A 16,151-nucleotide genomic window follows, 5' to 3' on the forward strand; every position below is an offset into this window, starting at 1 on the left:
CTCACCGTCCGCCCGCCAGGTGCTTGCGGTACAGCCTCTCCCAAGGACTTCGTCCAAGGAGTGCCCCCAGGAACCCGGGGGCCTCCAGGAAGCCCTCGGCCCGCCCGGCGGCCAGGCCGATGCGCGGCAGGTCGGCGCTCTTCTCGAAGAGCATGAAGCGCGGCTCCCAGATCGGTCGGTACTTGGCGTTGGCGCGGTACAGCGACTCGATCTGCCACCAGCGGGAGAAGAAGCCGAGCAGCGAGCGCCACAGCCTCAGCACCGGTCCGGCGCCGAGCTTCGAGCCGCGTTCGAAGACGGACCGGAACATCGCGAAGTTCAGCGAGACCTGCGTGATCCCGATCTCCTCGGACCGCTGGAGGAGTTCGATCACCATGAACTCCACCAGCCCGTTCTCGGAGTCGCGGTCCCGCCGCATCAGGTCCAGCGAGAGCCCCTTCGGCCCCCACGGCACGAAGGAGAGCAGCGCCCGCAGTTCCCCGGCGGCGTCGGTGCACTCCAGCATCACGCACTGCCCGTCGCGCGGGTCCCCGAGCCGGCCCAGCGCCATCGAGAAGCCGCGCTCGGTCGCCCCGTCCCGCCAGTCGTCCGCCTTCCGCAACAGCTCGGCCATCTCCGCGTCCGGGACGGCCTCGTGGCGCCGGATCCGCACCTCGTACCCGGCCCGCTTCACCCGGTTGTACGCCTGCCGGACCGTCCGCATCGCCCGCCCGTCCAGCGTGAACTCGGCGGTCTCCACGATCGCCTCGTCGCCGAGTTCCAGGGCGTCCAGGCCGTGCCGGGCGTAGACGACGCCGGCCTCCTCGCTCGCGCCCATGACGGCGGGGATCCAGCCGTGCTCCCGCGCCTCGGCGAGCCACGGCTCGATCGCCCCCGGCCACGCCTCGGGGTCGCCGATCGGGTCGCCGGAGGCGAGCGAGACCCCGCCCACCACCCGGTAGGCGACCGCCGCCTTCTCGCTCGGCGACCACACCACGCTCTTCTCGCGGCGCAGCGCGAAGTAGCCGAGCGAGTCGCGGTCCCCGTGCTTGTCGAGCAGGGCCCGCAGCCGCTCCTCGTCCTCCTCGGTCAGCGGGTCGACCGCCCGGCGGGAGCGGAAGGCGGCGAAGAGCACCGCGAAGAGCAGCAGCGTGGACATCACGTTGATGACCACGTCCACCCAGCCGGGGGTGGTGATCGTGGGGAACCGCGAGTCGTCCGCGGCCAGGGTGATCAGCCGCATCACGCCGTACCGCCAGCGCTCCAGGAAGGTGGAGTGCCCGGCCGCCGTGTCGGTGGCGGTGACCAGGAGGGCGGCGAGCAGCGAGGTGACGAGCAGGCCGCCGGCCGCGACGGCCGCGGCGAGCAGGGGGTTGGACCGGTCGCCCTTGGCGTAGAACTCCCTGCGGCCGAGCAGCAGGGAGCCGAAGAAGGCGGCGGTCAGGGCCAGGGAGACCCAGTTCTGGGCGTGCCGCCGGATCTCCGGGAAGAGCATCACCAGCGCGAAGAGCAGCAGGAACAGCCCGCTCAGCACCGTGTTGAGGATCCACGCGGCCCGTTTGCGGCGGCGCATGGTGATCGCCAGGAACAGCGTGAGGACGCCGGAGGCGAAACCCGCGGTGAGCATGTACGGCGTGAAGTAGTCGTCCTCGTTGTGCCGGCGCAGGTCCTGCCCGAAGGAGACCCAGGCGGCGCTCAGGAAATTGAGGAACGTGACGACGCGGAGGTACCAGACGGCGAACGCGGCGCTCCGCCGCGAACGGTCGGTGCCCCGGGGTGCTCCTTCGGCGGACAAACGGACCTCTCCCATGAAAAGCGATCATATGGGGCATCGCTTTCCGCGCGGCGACGCCGGAGGCGGCCGTCCGCGCGTCGCGGACGGCCGCCTCCGGGCCTCACCGATCGTGGGTGCGCCTCCCCGTCAGACCGCCCCGTCCGGAGCGGCCTCGTCCGGAGTGGTCGGCTCCGGACGCTCGGGCAGTTCGGCGGCGAGCGCCGCCGCGGCCCGGACGAGGGGAAGCGCGAGCAGTGCCCCGGTTCCCTCACCCACCAGGACGCCCTGGTCGAGCAGGGGGTTGAGCGCCATCCGGTCCAGCGCCTTCGCCTGCGCCGGCTCCCCGGACACCTGGCCCGCCAGCCACCAGTCCGGAGCCCGGAACGCCGCCCGCTGCGCCACCAGCGCGCAGGCCGCGCCCACCACCCCGTCCAGGATCACCGGCATCCGCCGCACCGCCGCCTGGAGCAGGAAGCCGGTCATGGCCGCCAGGTCCGCCCCGCCGACCGCGCCGAGCAGCGCCAGCTGGTCGCCGAGGACCGGCCGGGCCCGCCGCAGCGCGTCCCGGATCGCCGCGCACTTGCGCATCCACGCCAGGTCGTCGATCCCCGCCCCGCCGCGCCCGGTCACCACCGAGGCGTCGGTCCCGCACAGCGCCGCGATCAGCGTCGACGCCGGGGTCGTCCCGCCCACGCTCAGGTCGCCGAGCACCACCAGGTCGGTGCCCGAGTCGGCCTCCTCGTCGGCGATCGCGATCCCGAGCCGCACCGCCGCCTCGGTCTCCTCCGGCGTCAGCGCGTCCTCGACGTCGATCCGGCCGCTGCCCCGCCGCACCCGGTGCCGGGTCACCGCCTCCGGCAGCAGCTCCGGATCGCAGTCCAGGCCCGCGTCCACGACCCGCACCGGCACGTCCATCGAGCGGGCGAGCACCGCCAGCGGGCTCTCCCCGTCCAGGAGCGAGCGGACCAGCGCGTGGGCGGAGCCGGCCGGCCGGCCCGACACGTCCAGCGCGGCGACGCCGTGGTCACCGGCGAAGACGACCACCTTCGGCTGCTCGACGGCCCGCACCCGCACCGCCGACTGGGCCGCCGACAGCCACTCGGCCAGCTCGTCGAGGCGCCCGAGCGCGCCGGGCCGGACGGCGAGCCGCTCCCGGCGCTCCTCGGCGTCGCGCCGGATCCCGCCGTCGGGGCGCTCGATCAGATCGGAGAAGTCGTCGAGGTTCAGGGGGTGCAGGGGGGCCATCGGGTTTCCGCCTTGTGACATCAGCGAGGTTGGGCACACGGGTCCATCGGGATCAGCACCCTACCCGCGCAGCACCAGCGGCTGACCGGCGACCACGAGGACCACCTGCTCGCACTCGTCGGCGAAGGCCGCGTTGAGCCGCCCCAGCTCGTCCCGGAACCGCCGCCCCGCCGCCGTCGCCGGCACCACGCCCGACCCGACCTCGTTCGTCACCGCCACCACCGTCCGGCGGGTCGCCCGCACCGCCGCCACCAGCTCCGCCGTCCGCTCCCGCAGCGCCGCCCGCCCGCCGTTCGCCCACGTCTCGTCGGACCAGGCGTCCACCCGGTCCATGGCGTCCGTCAGCCACAGCGACAGGCAGTCGATCAGCAGCGCGGGGCCGTCGTCCCCGGCGAGCAGCGGCACCAGGTCGGTCGTCTCGGCGGTGCGCCAGGAGCCCGGCCGCCGCTCCCGGTGCAGGCCCACCCGCTCCGCCCACTCCGGGTCGCCCTCGCGGGTCCCGCCGGTCGCCACGTACACCACCTCGGGGAAGGTCTCCAGGCGCCGCTCGGCCTCCACCGACTTCCCCGACCGGGCCCCGCCGGTCACCAGCGTCCGCCGGGGCACCTCGGGCAGCTCGTGGTACTCGCCCAGGTACAGCGTCGTCCCGTCCGGCACCGCCCGCGCCCCGGCCGCCGCGAGCCGCCGCTCCAGCTCGCCGCCGGCCGGCGCGCCGTGGTCCAGGTGGACGGCGATCACCTCGGTGGCGGGCCCCACGGCGCCGGTGGCCCGCAGCCGCGCCAGCGCGTCCGGCCGGCCCGTCACGTCCGCCGCCACCAGGTCGTACGGCTCCTGGTGGTTCTCCGCGAGCCCCGCGGGCGCCCCGCCCGGCGGCAGGTACAGGAGCCGCTCGCCGTCGGCCGACACCACCTCGTACCCGGTGCCGGGGGAGTCCATCGGCACCGCCCGCACCCGGTGCCCGCTGATCAGCGTCAGCTCCCGCCCGTCGGGCACCCGCCCGGCCGTCGGCAGCCCGGCCGGCACCTCCACCGCCGGGCCGTCGTGCGGATGCGTCAGGAGCACCTGCCGCACCCCCACCAGCGAGCGCCCCGCGCGGGCCGCGGCGAGCGCCGCCCCCGGGGTGAGGTCGAGCAGCAGGGCGCCGTCCACGAGCAGCGAGGTCGCGGCCCGCGCGCGGCTCCCTCGGGAGCGCGCGCACACCGCGCAGGGGCAGTCGGGACGGGGCAGGCCGAGCGGGGATCCGGTGCCGAGCAGAGTCAGTTCCACACCCTGATCCTCCCGCGCCCCCGCGCGCGGTGCTCGCCCGGCTACGCTGCGGGCAGGAAACCGATCATCCGGTGAGCCCCAGGAGGCGGACATGGCGTGGACGTGGCGGTTCGAGAAGTCCGACGGCACGGAGGTGGTGCCGGTGGTGACCCCGGAGGAGTTCGGCACCCAGGGGGACGCCGAGAGCTGGCTCGGCGAGCACTGGCGCGACCTCCTCGCGGGCGGCGCGGACCAGGTGGTCCTCTCCGAGGACGCCACGAAGATCTACGGCCCGATGCCGCTGGACGCCGAGGGCGCCTGACGGCGTGACGGAAGGGGCGGGACCCGACCGGGGGTCCCGCCCCTTCCCGTCCCCGCCTCACATCTCCCCGAGGGTCACCTCCGCCTTGCGGGTCTCCGCGCCCCGCACGTACGTCACCGTCACCCGGTCGCCCGGCGCGCGCCCCGCCAGGGACTCCGCGAGCGAGGTGATCGTCGTGATGTCGTCGTCGGCGAGCCGGGTGATCACGTCCCCCGCCCGCAGCCCCGCGTCCGCCGCCGCGCCGCCCGCCTCGGCCTCCACCACGGCCACGCCCGCCGGCTCGTACTCGTCGTCCAGGACCGTGCGGCCGGTGATGTCGAGGGCCGCCCGGCCCGAGTCGGTGACCTTGCCGTCCTTGATGATCTGGTCGGCGACCGTCCGCACCATCGAGGCGGGGATCGCGAAGCCGATGCCGGGCGCCGCACTGCCGCCCAGCTCCGGGTCGGTGGCCGCCAGCGTCGGGATGCCGATCACCTCGCTGTCCAGGTCGACCAGGGCGCCCCCGCTGTTGCCGGGGTTGATCGCCGCCGAGGTCTGCACCATGTTGCCGATGGTGGCGCCGGTGCCGCCGCCGGTCCGGCCCTCGCTGACCGTGCGGCCGGTGGCGGAGACGATGCCCTGGGTGACGCTGCCGGAGAGGCCCAGCGGGGACCCCATCGCCAGCACGATCTGCCCCATCTCCACGGCCGCCGAGTCGCCGAACCGGGCCGGCTTGAGCCCGTCGGGCACCGACTCCAGCCGGATCACCGCGAGGTCCTGCTCCGGGTAGGAGGAGACCAGCCGGGCGGCGACGGCCTGCCCGCCGGTGGCGGCGGTGACCTTGAAGGTCTTCTCCCGCCCGACCACGTGCGCGTTGGTGACGATGTGCCCCCGCTCGTCGTAGACGACCCCGGACCCGAGGCTCTGCGAGGCGTCGATCTGCACCACGGACGGCAGGACGTTCCTGATGACGGTCTGGTAGTCGTCCTGGAGGTCGTTGGCGGCGAGCGGCGCCGCCGCCTGCGCGGTGGACCGCTCGGGCGCGGCGGAGGGCGCGGGCTCCGCGGAACAGCCGGCGGTCAGCGCCGCGGCGCAGACCCCCGCGGCGAGGGGGAGGGCGATACGTCGGGTGCGGGTGCGGGTGCGGGTGCGGGTGCGGGCGTGGGAGGCATCCATGTCCGGAGTATCCGTTCCGCGCCCTTCGTCCGTCCCGGTGGACGCCTCCGATCAGGCGTACGGCCCGTCAGGCGTGTCCCGCGCCGATCGGGGCAGGGGTACGGGCCGGAGAAGGGCGACGCGCGAAGGGGCCGGCGCGCCGCGTCGGCGCACCGGCCCCTCGGCCGTCCGTCGGAGGGCTCAGCCCCGGACCCCGCACAGGTGCAGCAGCGCCGCGACCCGCCGGTACGGATCGGTCCTGCCCGCCCGCTCCTCGGCGGCGAGCAGCCGCTCCAGCTCCTCGGCGGGCGGCAGCCCCGCCTCCAGGGGGACCCCGTCGGTGAAGACCCGCACCCCGTACCAGGCGTGCAGCGGCGCCGCGATCCCCGCGAGCGTCGCCGTCAGCGCCTCCAGCCGGTCGGCCCGCACCTTCACGCCGTCGTCGTCCTGGTAGACGTCGGTGTCGAAGCCGGCCAGCGCGCCCGCCCAGTCCCCGGCGAGCCCCGGCCGCATGGCGAGGGCGTCCGCGTTCCGTACCACCAGGGAGAGCAGGCCGCCGGGGGCCAGCATCCGGGCCAGGCCCGCGAGCAGCGCGTCCGGCTCGTCGGCGTACATGAGCACCCCGTGGCACAGGACCACGTCGAAGCTGCCCGGCAGGAAGTGGACGCCGGTCTCGCGGCCGTCCCCCTCGATCAGCCGGACCCGCTCGCGGATCCCGGCCGGCTCGGTCGCCAGCGAGTCGCGGGCGGTCTTCAGCAGCTCGGGATCGGCCTCCAGGCCCGTGACGGTGTGCCCGGCCCGGGCCAGCCGCAGCGCCTGCGCACCGGCCCCCATCCCCGCGTCGAGGATCCGCAGCCGCTGCCCCACCGGGTAGCGGCCGGTTATCTGCTCGTCCACCTGGCGGGCGACGATCTCCTGCCGGATGGTGTCCCGGAGCCCGCCGTGACCGGCGGGCCAGTGGACGACGGCGGGCAGCACGGGGCCGCCCGCCGTGGAGGCGTCCACACCGAAGGCGTGCCCGCCGGAGGCCGAGCCGTCCGCGCTCAGGGCCGCTCTCCGCGCTTGACCTGCGGCTTCGGCAGCCGCAGACGGCGCATCTGGAGCGTGCGCATCAGGCCGTACGCGATCGCGCCGCGCTTCGGCTCGTTCGGGAAGCGCGCGTTGAGCTGCTTCCGCAGACGGATCCAGATGCCGATCGAGTCGATGATGATCATGACGATCACGCCGAGCCAGAGCAGCAGCGAGATGTTCTGGAGCGACCGGTTCGTGTTGCCGAACAGCGAGAGCACCAGGATGACCACGGCCATCGGCAGGAAGAACTCGGCGACCGCGAACCGCGAGTCGACGAAATCGCGCACGAAACGGCGCACCGGACCCTTGTCACGGGCCGGCAGATAGCGCTCGTCACCGCTGTTCAGCGCCTCGCGCTGACGCGTCAGGTCGGCCCGCCGCGCCTCACGGGCGCGCTTGGCGGCCTCCTTGCGGTCGAGCGGGACGGTCTGCGCACGACGACGCTGCGTCTGGGCCTCACTCCGCTTCGGGGTCGGGCGGCCCTTGGGGGCCTCGGGGTCGCGGGGCTGCTTGGAGAGGTCCGCCGTCACCTTCTCGGTGGGGGCCTTCTCATCCTTCGAACGGCTACGGAACACAAAACCCAAGGGTACGGGGTGGCGGGCGCGGAACCCCAGTCCGGGAGGGAACGATCCGCTCACAGCCGGCGTCGTAGCCGGTACGCACACGAGGACGCGTCCGGGACCGGACCGGGGCTCCCCCGGAGCTCCCCTCCTCCTCCCGCCGGAGGGGGGACCGGCCCCAACTCGTCCTTGGGGAGGAGCGCATCCCGCTCCGAACAGTGCGGTAATGGAGACAGGGACCGTACTGTGGATCCTGACGAAGAGCTGGTGCCGAGTCCGTCAGAAGGGGGCGCGCGAAGCCCATGAGCGGTGTCATGAAGCGTATGGGGATGATCTTCCGCGCGAAGGCGAACAAGGCCCTTGACCGGGCCGAGGACCCGCGCGAAACGCTCGACTACTCCTACCAGAAGCAGCTGGAGCTGCTGCAGAAGGTGCGCCGGGGCGTCGCCGACGTCGCCACCTCCCGCAAGCGGCTCGAACTCCAGCTGAACCAGTTGCAGGGGCAGTCCGCCAAGCTGGAGGACCAGGGCCGCAAGGCGCTGGCGCTCGGCCGCGAGGACCTCGCCCGCGAGGCGCTGTCCCGCCGCGCCGCGCTCCAGCAGCAGGTCAGCGACCTGGAGGTGCAGCACCAGACCCTCCAGGGCGAGGAGGAGAAGCTGACCCTCGCCGCCCAGCGGCTCCAGGCCAAGGTCGACGCCTTCCGCACCCGGAAGGAGACCATCAAGGCCACCTACACCGCCGCCCAGGCCCAGACCCGGATCGCCGAGTCCTTCTCCGGCATCTCCGAGGAGATGAGCGACGTCGGCCTCGCCATCCAGCGGGCCGAGGACAAGACCGCCCAGCTCCAGGCCCGCGCCGGCGCCATCGACGAGCTCCTCGCCTCCGGCGCGCTCGACGACCAGTCCGGCCTCGCCAAGGACGACCTCCAGGCCGAGCTGGACCGCCTCTCCGGCGGCACCGACGTCGAGCTGGAGCTCCAGCGCATGAAGGCCGAGCTGGCCGGGGGCCCCGCCGACCGGCAGCAGGCCATCGAGGGCGGCGCGACCGGCGCCCCCCAGCAGAACCAGCAGCAGTCCCACCCCCGTTTCGACAAGCAGTAGCCGACCGGCAGAGGACGCGTCATGATCGTACGGATCATGGGGGAGGGCCAGCGCGAGCTGGCCGACAGCCACGTCGCCGAGCTCAACGGGCTCGACGACGAGCTGCTCGACGAGATGGAGTCGGGCGACGAGGAAGGCTTCCGCCGCACCCTCGGCGCCCTCCTCGCCGCCGTCCGCCGTCTGGGGACCCCCCTCCCCGACGACGCCCTGGAACCCTCGGAACTCATCCTCCCGTCCCCCGACGCCACCCTGGACGAGGTCCGCGCCATGCTCTCCGACGACGGCCTGATCCCCGGCTGAGCCCCCGGCGCGGGTCCCCGCCCCGCCGGGGCCCCGGGACGAGGCCCTCGGGGGAGGGCGGGCCCACCGGCACGGCGCCCCGGCGGGCGCCTCCGCCCCCGTACGCGCGCCCCCGTGCCCGCGCCCCCGCGCAGGCCGGCGCCGTTCCCCGCGCCCTCGCATCCGCGCTCCCGCGCCCGCACCCACGCCGCCGCGCAGGCCGGCGCCGTTCCCCGCGTCCGGGGCACGCCGTACCGTTTCCGGGTGACCCGCACCGGACCAGGACCCGCACCAGAACCCCCCGCGCCCGGGCTCCCCGCACGCCTGTGCGCCCGCTTCCGCGACCACCCCCTCGCCTTCGACGCCCTCCTGGCCCTCGGCGTCCTCGTCGCGATGATCGCCGCCTCCTTCACCGACCCCCACGGCAGCCCCACCGGCCCCACCTTCGGCGACCGCGCCCCCACCCTCCTCGGCGCCCTGATGATGGCCGTCGCCGCCGCGGCCCTCGTGCTCCGCCGCCGCCGGCCCTTCGCCGTCCTCGTCTTCACCGCCGCGCTCGCCCTCGTCGAGCTGCTCGGCGAGACCCGGCCCGCCCCGGTCACCGTCAGCGCCGCCGTCGCCCTCTACACCGTCGCCTCCCGCACCGACCGCCCCACCACCTGGCGGGTCGGCCTCGCCACCATGACCGTGCTCGCCGTCGCCGCCATGGCCTTCGGCCCCACCCCCTGGTACGCCCAGGAGAACCTCGGGGTCTTCGCCTGGACCGGCATGGCCGCGGCCGCCGGCGACGCCGTCCGCAGCCGCCGCGCCTTCGTCGACGCCATACGGGAGCGGGCCGAGCGCGCCGAACGGACCCGGGAGGAGGAGGCCCGCCGCCGGGTCGCCGAGGAACGCCTCCGCATCGCCCGCGACCTCCACGACGTCGTCGCCCACCACATCGCCCTGGTCAACGTGCAGGCCGGGGTCGCCTCCCACGTCATGGACAAGCGCCCCGACCAGGCCAAGGAGGCCCTCGCCCACGTCCGCGAGGCCAGCCGCTCCGCCCTCGACGAGCTCCGCGCCACCGTCGGCCTGCTCCGCCAGTCCGGCGACCCCGCGGCCCCCACCGAACCCGCCCCCGGCCTCGCCGTCCTCGACGGGCTCCTCGACAGCTTCCGCAAGGCCGGCCTGCCCGTCTCGCTGGCCCGCACCGACGGCGACCGGCCCCTCCCGGCCGCCGTCGACCTCGCCGCGTACCGGATCGTCCAGGAGGCCCTGACCAACGTCCGCAAGCACGCCGGGCCGGACGCCCGCGCCGAGGTGAGCGTCGTCCTCGTGGGCCGTACCGTCGAGATCACCGTCCTCGACGACGGCGCCCCGGCGGCCGGCGCGGCCCCCGAGCCCTCCGGCGGCCACGGCCTGCTCGGCATGCGCGAGCGGGTCACCGCCCTCGGCGGCGCCCTCACCGCCGCACCCCGCTACGGCGGCGGCTTCCGGGTGCAGGCGATACTGCCGCTGTTCCCGGGGCCGGCCCGGGAGGAGGGGGAGGACGCATGACGATCCGGGTACTGCTCGCGGACGACCAGGCCCTGCTGCGCAGCGCCTTCCGGGTCCTGGTCGACTCCGAGCCCGACATGGAGGTCGTCGGGGAGGCCGCCGACGGGGCGCAGGCCGCCGCCCTCGCCCGCGCCGAACGGCCCGACGTCGTCCTCATGGACATCCGGATGCCCGGCACCGACGGCCTCGCCGCCACCCGCATGATCACCGCCGACCCGGACCTCGCCGGCGTGCGGATCGTCATGCTCACCACCTTCGAGATCGACGAGTACGTGGTCGAGTCGCTGCGCGCCGGCGCCTCCGGCTTCCTCGGCAAGGGCGCCGAACCGGAGGAGCTGCTCGGCGCGATCCGGGTCGCGCACGCCGGCGAGGCGCTGCTCTCCCCGGCCGCCACCAAGGGCCTGATCGCCACCTTCCTCGCCCAGAGCGCCGCCGTCGACCCGGTCGCCGCCGGGGCCCGGATCGACGCCGACCGGCTCGCCGCGCTCACCGCCCGCGAGCGGGAGGTCCTGGTCCTGGTCGGCGGCGGCCTCTCCAACGACGAGATCGCCGAACGGCTCGACGTCAGCCCGCTCACCGTCAAGACCCACGTCAACCGCACCATGGCCAAGCTCGGCGCCCGCGACCGCGCCCAGCTGGTGGTCACCGCCTACGAGACGGGACTGGTACGCCCGAGGGGGGAGTGACCCCGGCCGCCGGCGTACTGCGGACGCGGTACGGACCCCGCCCGGAAACGGGCCCGGGGGCCGAGGACTTCGTCCCCCGGATGGCTGATCCTGGGCGCTGGGGGGCGCGCCTGGCTGCCCGCCGCCTGCCGACGAGTACGCCACAGAAGAGAGACCCCATGTCCTGGCTGTCCAGATTCAGCCTCGCGCAACGGGCCCTGATCGGGCTGATGTCCATCGTCGCCGTCGTCTTCGGACTGATCGCGATACCTCAGCTGAAGCAGCAGCTGTTCCCCTCGATCGAGCTCCCGATGGTCTCGGTCATCGCCCCGTACCAGGGCGCCTCTCCCGACGTGGTCGAGAAGCAGGTCGTCGAGCCGCTGGAGAACAACCTCAAGGCCGTCGACGGCATCAAGGGCATCACGTCCACCGCCTCCGAGGGCAGCGCCGTCATCATGGCCTCCTTCGACTACGGGGACGAGTCCACCAAGCAGCTCGTCGCCGACGTCCAGCAGGCCGTCAACCGCGCCCGGGCGGTGCTGCCCGAGTCGGTCGACCCGCAGGTCGTGGCCGGCTCCACCGACGACATCCCGACCGTCGTCCTCGCCGCCACCTCCGACCAGGACCAGCAGGCCCTCGCCGACCGGCTGGAGCGGACCGTCGTCCCCGCCCTGGAGGACATCGACGGCGTCGGCCAGGTCAGCGTCGACGGCGTCCAGGACCTCCAGGTCTCCGTCACCCCCGACGAGCGCAAGCTCGCCGCGGCCGGCCTGACCTCCGCGAACCTCGCCCAGGCCCTCCAGACCGGCGGCGCCACCGTGCCCGCCGGCTCCTTCGCCGAGGCCGGCCGGAGCCGCACCGTCCAGGTCGGCGGCGGCTACACCTCGCTCCAGCAGATCCAGGACCTGCGCGTGAAGCCCGCCAAGGGCAAGGCGGTCCGGCTCGCCGACGTCGCCACCGTGAAGCAGGAGGAGTCCGCCCGGGTCTCGCTGACCCGCACCAACGGCAAGCCCAGCCTCGCCGTCATGGCCACCATGGACAAGGACGGCAGCGCCGTCGCCATCTCCGAGGCCGTCGAGGAGAAGCTGCCCGAGCTGCGGAAGCAGCTGGGCGCGGGCGCCGAGCTGACCGTCGTCTCCGACCAGGGCCCGGCCGTCGCCAAGTCGATCTCCGGCCTCACCACCGAGGGCGCTCTCGGCCTCGTCATGGCCGTCCTGGTGATCCTGGTCTTCCTCGCCTCGATCCGCTCGACCCTGGTCACCGCGGTCTCCATCCCGCTCTCGGTCGTCCTCGCGCTGATCGTGCTGTGGACCCGCGACCTCTCCCTCAACGTGCTGACGCTCGGCGCGCTCACCATCGCCATCGGCCGGGTCGTCGACGACTCGATCGTGGTCCTGGAGAACATCAAGCGCCACCTCGGCTACGGCGAGGACCGCCAGTCCGCGATCATCACGGCCGTGAAGGAGGTGGCCGGCGCGGTCACCTCCTCGACCCTCACCACCGTCGCCGTCTTCCTGCCGATCGGCCTGGTCGGCGGCATGGTCGGCGAGCTGTTCGGCTCCTTCAGCCTCACCGTGACCGCCGCCCTGCTGGCCTCGCTGCTGGTGTCGCTGACGGTCGTCCCGGTGCTCTCGTACTGGTTCCTGCGCGCCCCCAAGGGCACCTCCGAGGACCCGGACGAGGCCCGCAGGCTCGCCGAGGAGAAGGAGACGAGGAGCCGCCTCCAGCGCGCGTACGTGCCGGTGCTCCGCTTCGCCACCCGCCGCCGCCTCACCAGCGTGGCCATCGCCCTCGTCGTGCTCGTCGTCACCTTCGGCATGGCGCCGCTGCTGAAGACCAACTTCTTCGACCAGGGCGACCAGCCGGTCCTGACGGTCAAGCAGAAGCTGGCGCCGGGCACCTCCCTGGACGCCTCCGACGCGGCCGCGAAGAAGGTCGAGAAGGTCCTCGCGGACACCGAGGGCGTCAAGGACTACCAGGTCACCGTCGGCTCCTCCGGCTTCATGGCGGCCTTCGGCGGCGGCACCGGCGCCAACCAGGCGTCCTTCCAGGTCACCCTGGAGGAGTCCGCCTCGTACGAGAAGACCCGCGACGCCATCGAGGCGGGCCTCGGGAAGCTCGACGGCGTCGGCGACACCTCGATCTCGGCCGGCGACGGCTTCGCCGCCCAGGACCTCAGCGTCGTCGTGAAGGCCGGCGACCGGGAGCTGCTCCAGAAGGCGTCCGAGCAGGTCCGGAAGGCCGTCTCCGAGCTGGAGGACGTCACCGACGTCCAGAGCGACCTCTCCCAGTCGGTCCCGCGGATCTCCGTGAAGGCCAACGCGAAGGCGGCCGACGCCGGCTTCGACGACGCCACCCTCGGCATGGTCGTCGCCCAGGCCGTCCGCGGCACCCCGGCCGGCAAGGCCACCCTCGACGACACCGAGCGGGACATCCTCATCACCTCGGCCGCCCCGGCCACCACCCTCGCCCAGCTGAAGGCGCTGCCCCTCGGCCCGGTGAAGCTCGGTGACATCGCCACCGTCGAGCTCGTCCCCGGCCCGGTCTCCATGACCCGGATCGACGGCGCCCGCGCGGCGACCGTCACGGCCAAGCCGACCACGGACAACACCGGCGCCGTCGGCACCGCGCTCCAGTCGAAGATCAACGCGCTCGACCTGCCGGAGGGCGCCTCCGCCTCCGTCGGCGGCGTCTCCGAGGACCAGGAGGAGGCCTTCGTCAACCTGTTCCTGGCGATGCTCGCGGCCGTCGCGATCGTCTTCATGCTGCTGGTGGCGACCTTCAGGTCGCTGGTCCAGCCGCTGATCCTGCTGGTCTCCATCCCGTTCGCGGCCACCGGCGCCCTCGGCCTCCTCGTCGCCACCGGCACCGCGATGGGCGTCCCGGCGATGATCGGCATGCTGATGCTCATCGGCATCGTCGTGACGAACGCGATCGTCCTGATCGACCTGATCAACCAGTACCGGGCCCAGGGGTACGGCGTCGTCGAGGCGGTCGTGGAGGGCGGCCGGCACCGGCTCCGCCCGATCCTGATGACCGCCCTGGCGACGATCTTCGCCCTGCTGCCGATGGCCCTCGGCATCACCGGCGAGGGCGGCTTCATCGCCCAGCCGCTCGCCGTGGTCGTGATCGGCGGCCTGATCAGCTCGACCCTGCTGACCCTCCTGCTCGTCCCGACGCTCTACGCGATGGTCGAGCTCCGCAAGGAGCGCCGCGCGAAGAAGAAGGCGGCGAAGAAGGGCGCGAAGAAGACGCTCAAGAAGGGCGACGGCACGGAGGTCCCGCAGCAGCCGGAGGTCTCCCCGCTCGACGCGAGCCTGCTCGACGCCCTGGACTGACCCCCCGGGTGACGGACGGGAAGGGGCGGCCCCACGGACTCGTGGGGCCGCCCCTTCCGGCGTACGTACGGGAGAACCGTTACGGCAGGGCCAGCATCCGCTCCAGCGCCAGCTTCGCGAAGGACTCCGTCTCCTTGTCGACCTCGATCCGGTTGACCAGGTTGCCCTCGGCCAGCGATTCGAGCGTCCACACCAGGTGCGGCAGGTCGATCCGGTTCATCGTCGAGCAGAAGCAGACCGTCTTGTCGAGGAAGACGATCTCCTTGCCCTGGTCGGCGTAACGGTTCGCCAGGCGGCGGACCAGGTTCAGCTCCGTGCCGATCGCCCACTTCGAGCCGGCCGGGGCCGCCTCCAGGGTGTTGATGATGTACTCGGTCGAGCCCACGTAGTCCGCGGCGGCGACGACCTCGTGCTTGCACTCGGGGTGGACCAGCACGTTCACGCCGGGGATGCGGGCGCGGACGTCCTCGACCGACTCCAGCGAGAAGCGGCCGTGCACCGAGCAGTGACCCCGCCACAGGATCATCTTGGCGGCGCGCAGCTGCTCGGCGGTGAGCCCGCCGTTCGGCTTGTGCGGGTTGTAGACCACACAGTCGTCCAGGGACATGCCCATGTCGCGGACGGCGGTGTTGCGGCCCAGGTGCTGGTCGGGCAGGAAGAGCACCTTCTCGCCCTGCTCGAAGGCCCAGTTCAGGGCCCGCTCGGCATTGGACGAGGTGCAGATCGTGCCCCCGTGCTTGCCGGTGAAGGCCTTGATGTCGGCCGAGGAGTTCATGTACGAGACGGGCACCACCTGGTCGGCGATCCCGGCCTCGGTCAGCACGTCCCAGCACTCGGCGACCTGCTCGGCGGTGGCCATGTCGGCCATCGAGCAGCCGGCCGCGAGGTCCGGCAGGACGACCTTCTGGTCGTCACCGGTGAGGATGTCCGCCGACTCCGCCATGAAGTGCACGCCGCAGAAGACGATGTACTCGGCCTCCGGCTTGGCGGCGGCGTCGCGGGCCAGCTTGAAGGAGTCGCCGGTGACGTCGGCGAACTGGATGACCTCGTCGCGCTGGTAGTGGTGGCCGAGGACGAAGACCTTGTCCCCGAGCTTCTCCTTGGCCGCGCGGGCGCGCTCCACCAGGTCGGGGTCGGAGGGCGACGGCAGATCGCCGGGACACTCCACGCCGCGCTCGCTCTTGGGATCGGCCTCGCGGCCGAGCAGCAGGAGGGCGAGCGGCGTCGGCTGGACGTCCAGGGGGGTCTGGGCGGTGGTCACGTCACGCACCCTTTCTTCGGGGAACCTTTTCGTCTAAATGACGCTATCTATCATAACCCCTTCACGTCATTCTGACGATGTCCATAGTGTCGATGTGACGAATTCGCCCTCCGCGTCTTCGGGCGGCATGTGCGAGCATGAAGGAGGGAAATCCCACTCGACCCGGAATGAATCCGGGGCACCGCCGGTTGCAACCGTCGGCAAGCAGTCTCCGTACAACCCGGGAGAGATGTAGATGTCCGTATCGGACGAGACCAGCACCGTCAGCGACGGCATCCTTCTGAGCGACGCCGCCGCGGCCAAGGTCAAGGCTCTGCTCGACCAGGAAGGCCGCGACGACCTGGCCCTGCGCGTCGCCGTCCAGCCCGGCGGCTGCTCCGGCCTGCGCTACCAGCTGTTCTTCGACGAGCGCTCGCTCGACGGCGACGTCGTCAAGGACTTCGACGGCGTCAAGGTCGTCACCGACCGCATGAGCGCCCCGTACCTGGGCGGCGCCTCGATCGACTTCGTCGACACCATCGAGAAGCAGGGCTTCACGATCGACAACCCGAACGCCACCGGCTCCTGCGCCTGCGGCGACTCGTTCAGCTGAGCCGTCGCCCGGCGGCGAAGAGGGCGGTGGCCCGGGAGCGCGCTCCCGGG

At 73.4% G+C, this 16,151-nt stretch carries 14 protein-coding genes; 7 read left to right on the plus strand and 7 right to left on the minus strand.

Annotation, left to right across the window (positions count from 1 at the left end; translation table 11 throughout):
* Nucleotide 1 precedes the first annotated feature (1 nt).
* The 3 genes from AB0E83_RS28020 to AB0E83_RS28030 form a co-directional block, all read right to left on the minus strand.
* A complete protein-coding gene (locus AB0E83_RS28020) occupies nt 2-1,789 on the minus strand; it encodes a phosphatidylglycerol lysyltransferase domain-containing protein (protein ID WP_362117656.1) in 1,788 nt (595 codons plus the stop codon).
* A 111-nt stretch (nt 1,790-1,900) separates the two neighbouring features.
* Nucleotides 1,901-2,980, minus strand: coding sequence for a nicotinate-nucleotide--dimethylbenzimidazole phosphoribosyltransferase (cobT, locus tag AB0E83_RS28025; RefSeq protein ID WP_362117689.1), 1,080 nt, complete (start codon nt 2,978-2,980; stop codon nt 1,901-1,903).
* 78 nt (nt 2,981-3,058) lie between these two features.
* Complete coding sequence (locus AB0E83_RS28030) at nt 3,059-4,264, minus strand: bifunctional adenosylcobinamide kinase/adenosylcobinamide-phosphate guanylyltransferase (RefSeq protein ID WP_362117659.1); 1,206 nt, start codon at nt 4,262-4,264, stop codon at nt 3,059-3,061.
* A gap of 91 nt (nt 4,265-4,355) precedes the next feature.
* Here AB0E83_RS28030 and AB0E83_RS28035 point away from each other — a divergent pair, with 91 nt between their 5' ends.
* Nucleotides 4,356-4,565, plus strand: a complete 210-nt coding sequence (locus AB0E83_RS28035) for a hypothetical protein (protein ID WP_362117662.1) — start codon at nt 4,356-4,358, stop codon at nt 4,563-4,565.
* Nucleotides 4,566-4,622: 57 nt separating this feature from the next.
* On the opposite strand, the gene AB0E83_RS28040 is transcribed toward AB0E83_RS28035, so the two are convergent.
* From AB0E83_RS28040 to AB0E83_RS28050, 3 genes are all read right to left on the minus strand, one after another.
* A complete protein-coding gene (locus AB0E83_RS28040; RefSeq protein WP_362117665.1) occupies nt 4,623-5,720 on the minus strand; it encodes a trypsin-like peptidase domain-containing protein in 1,098 nt (365 codons plus the stop codon).
* A 180-nt stretch (nt 5,721-5,900) separates the two neighbouring features.
* Complete coding sequence (locus tag AB0E83_RS28045; protein WP_362117691.1) at nt 5,901-6,677, minus strand: methyltransferase domain-containing protein; 777 nt, start codon at nt 6,675-6,677, stop codon at nt 5,901-5,903.
* A 65-nt stretch (nt 6,678-6,742) separates the two neighbouring features.
* Nucleotides 6,743-7,345, minus strand: coding sequence for a DUF3043 domain-containing protein (locus tag AB0E83_RS28050; RefSeq protein WP_362117668.1), 603 nt, complete (start codon nt 7,343-7,345; stop codon nt 6,743-6,745).
* 287 nt (nt 7,346-7,632) lie between these two features.
* On the opposite strand from AB0E83_RS28050, the gene AB0E83_RS28055 reads away from it, so the two are divergent.
* The 5 genes from AB0E83_RS28055 (at nt 7,633) to AB0E83_RS28075 (ending at nt 14,248) form a co-directional block, all read left to right on the plus strand.
* A complete protein-coding gene (locus AB0E83_RS28055; protein WP_362117671.1) occupies nt 7,633-8,430 on the plus strand; it encodes a PspA/IM30 family protein in 798 nt (265 codons plus the stop codon).
* 21 nt (nt 8,431-8,451) lie between these two features.
* Nucleotides 8,452-8,730: a hypothetical protein gene (locus AB0E83_RS28060; protein ID WP_362117674.1), complete on the plus strand. Its 279-nt coding sequence runs from the start codon at nt 8,452-8,454 to the stop codon at nt 8,728-8,730.
* Between the two features lie 303 nt (nt 8,731-9,033).
* The gene (locus AB0E83_RS28065) at nt 9,034-10,245 is read left to right on the plus strand and encodes a histidine kinase (protein WP_362117694.1); all 1,212 of its coding nucleotides are present in this window, start codon (nt 9,034-9,036) and stop codon (nt 10,243-10,245) included.
* Complete coding sequence (locus AB0E83_RS28070) at nt 10,242-10,931, plus strand: response regulator transcription factor (RefSeq protein ID WP_362117677.1); 690 nt, start codon at nt 10,242-10,244, stop codon at nt 10,929-10,931. The genes AB0E83_RS28065 and AB0E83_RS28070 overlap by 4 nt, the downstream gene beginning before the upstream one ends.
* 158 nt (nt 10,932-11,089) lie before the next feature.
* The gene (locus tag AB0E83_RS28075; RefSeq protein WP_362117680.1) at nt 11,090-14,248 is read left to right on the plus strand and encodes an efflux RND transporter permease subunit; all 3,159 of its coding nucleotides are present in this window, start codon (nt 11,090-11,092) and stop codon (nt 14,246-14,248) included.
* Nucleotides 14,249-14,327: 79 nt separating this feature from the next.
* Here AB0E83_RS28075 and nadA read toward each other — a convergent pair whose 3' ends face one another.
* The gene (gene nadA, locus AB0E83_RS28080; protein ID WP_362117683.1) at nt 14,328-15,509 is read right to left on the minus strand and encodes a quinolinate synthase NadA; all 1,182 of its coding nucleotides are present in this window, start codon (nt 15,507-15,509) and stop codon (nt 14,328-14,330) included.
* A 235-nt stretch (nt 15,510-15,744) separates the two neighbouring features.
* Between nadA and AB0E83_RS28085 the strand changes: the two genes are divergently transcribed.
* Nucleotides 15,745-16,101 carry an iron-sulfur cluster assembly accessory protein gene (locus AB0E83_RS28085; protein ID WP_362117686.1) on the plus strand — a complete coding sequence of 119 codons (357 nt, stop codon included), beginning with the start codon at nt 15,745-15,747 and terminating at the stop codon, nt 16,099-16,101.
* The last annotated feature ends 50 nt before the right edge of the window (nt 16,102-16,151 follow it).

Origin of the sequence: Streptomyces sp. NPDC035033 (assembly GCF_040636735.1) — a bacterium.
GTDB lineage: Bacteria > Actinomycetota > Actinomycetes > Streptomycetales > Streptomycetaceae > Streptomyces.

Bases quoted from the DNA above. Each gene is read 5' to 3' on its own strand.
- AB0E83_RS28020 (WP_362117656.1), bottom strand. From the start codon at position 1,789: ATGGGAGAGGTCCGTTTGTCCGCCGAAGGAGCACCCCGGGGCACCGAC.
- AB0E83_RS28035 (WP_362117662.1), top strand. From the start codon at position 4,356: ATGGCGTGGACGTGGCGGTTCGAGAAGTCCGACGGCACGGAGGTGGTG.
- AB0E83_RS28040 (WP_362117665.1), bottom strand. From the start codon at position 5,720: ATGGATGCCTCCCACGCCCGCACCCGCACCCGCACCCGCACCCGCACC.
- AB0E83_RS28055 (WP_362117671.1), top strand. From the start codon at position 7,633: ATGAGCGGTGTCATGAAGCGTATGGGGATGATCTTCCGCGCGAAGGCG.
- AB0E83_RS28060 (WP_362117674.1), top strand. From the start codon at position 8,452: ATGATCGTACGGATCATGGGGGAGGGCCAGCGCGAGCTGGCCGACAGC.
- AB0E83_RS28070 (WP_362117677.1), top strand. From the start codon at position 10,242: ATGACGATCCGGGTACTGCTCGCGGACGACCAGGCCCTGCTGCGCAGC.
- AB0E83_RS28075 (WP_362117680.1), top strand. From the start codon at position 11,090: ATGTCCTGGCTGTCCAGATTCAGCCTCGCGCAACGGGCCCTGATCGGG.
- AB0E83_RS28085 (WP_362117686.1), top strand. From the start codon at position 15,745: ATGTCCGTATCGGACGAGACCAGCACCGTCAGCGACGGCATCCTTCTG.